The organism is Cryobacterium sp. 10I1 (assembly GCF_035019805.1).
GTDB classification, from domain to species: domain Bacteria; phylum Actinomycetota; class Actinomycetes; order Actinomycetales; family Microbacteriaceae; genus Cryobacterium; species Cryobacterium glucosi.
Map to the genome: position 1 here is coordinate 1 of NZ_JASJVF010000468.1, position 1,373 is coordinate 1,373.

Below are 1,373 nucleotides of genomic sequence, written 5' to 3' on the forward strand. Positions count from 1 at the left end.
GGGACTATACGATTTTCGGTGTAACTCCTAACAATGGAGGTGCCTGATGACTGATGTGATTCTTGACGTGATGGAGGACGAAGCCGTGGCGACGGTGAAGCAGGAGGACGTGGTGGATGGCCGGCTCGTGGACCAGCTGGTCGGACGGGCCCGGGAACAGGGTCTCGCGCTGACGGGCGAGAAAGGGTTGCTGGGCCAGCTGACGAAGATGGTCCTGGAATCCGCACTCGAGGGCGAGATCACCGATCACCTCGGCTACGAGAAGCACGAGAGGTCCGGGTCGGCCTCGAACGCACGGAATGGGTCCCGGACGAAAACGGTCCTGACGGATATCGGCCCGGTCCCGATCGAGGTGCCGCGAGACCGGGACGGTTCGTTCCAGCCGCAGATCGTGCGTAAGCACCAGCGGCGCTTGACCGGGGTGGACGAGCTGGTGTTGTCGCTGTCGGCGCGCGGGCTGACCCACGGCGATATCAGCGCTCACCTGGCTGAGGTGTATGGGGCCGAGGTGTCTAAGACGACGATTTCCACGATCACCGACCGCGTGCTCGAGGGCATGACGGAGTGGCAGAACCGGCCTCTTGACCCGGTGTATCCGGTGATTTTCATCGACGCGATCCACGTCAAAGTCCGCGACGGGCAGGTCGCGAACCGGCCGATCTACGTAGCCCTGGCCGTGACGATCGAGGGCAACCGCGACATCCTCGGGCTCTGGGCCGGGGATGGTGGCGAGGGAGCGAAGTACTGGCTGCAGGTGTTGACCGAGATCAAGAACCGGGGTGTCCGGGACGTGTGCATGGTCGTCTGCGACGGACTGAAAGGCCTCCCGGACTCGATCGGGGCCGTGTGGCCTGAAGCGATCACCCAGACCTGTGTCGTGCACTTGCTGCGGGCCAGTTTCCGTTACGCCGCCCGGCAGGACTGGGACAAGATAGCGAAGGCCCTGAAGCCGGTCTATACCGCCGCGACTGTCGACGCGGCCGAGGAACGCTTCCTTGAGTTCGGCGAGGCGTGGGGGAAGAAGTACCCGGCGATCGTGCGGATGTGGGAGTCGAGCTGGGCCGAGTTCGTGCCGTTCCTGCAGTTCGATGCCGAGATCCGCCGGATCGTCTGCACGACGAACGCGATCGAGTCCGTCAACGCGAGGATCCGCAAAGCCGTCCGCGCCCGCGGCCACTTCCCCAACGAGCTAGCCGCCCTGAAATGCGTCTACCTGGCCGTGATGAGTCTGGACCCCACCGGCCAAGGACGAGCCCGCTGGACCCAACGATGGAAGGCAGCCCTCAACGCCTTCGACATCACCTTCAACGGCCGACTCTCCATCCGCGACAACTAAAAATCAAACCCAGTTACACCGAAAACTTGACAGACCC

The 1,373-nt window shown here is 63.6% G+C and carries 1 protein-coding gene; it reads left to right on the forward strand.

Annotated features, from left to right (window positions below):
* Positions 1 to 70: 70 nt before the first annotated feature.
* Positions 71 to 1,336, forward strand: a complete 1,266-nt coding sequence (locus QN345_RS19140; RefSeq protein WP_322141107.1) for an IS256 family transposase — start codon at positions 71 to 73, stop codon at positions 1,334 to 1,336.
* Positions 1,337 to 1,373 lie beyond the last annotated feature (37 nt).

What these genes read in the sequence shown, in the direction of transcription:
- QN345_RS19140 (WP_322141107.1), top strand. Translation starts at nt 71, where the DNA reads ATGGAGGACGAAGCCGTGGCGACGGTGAAGCAGGAGGACGTGGTGGAT.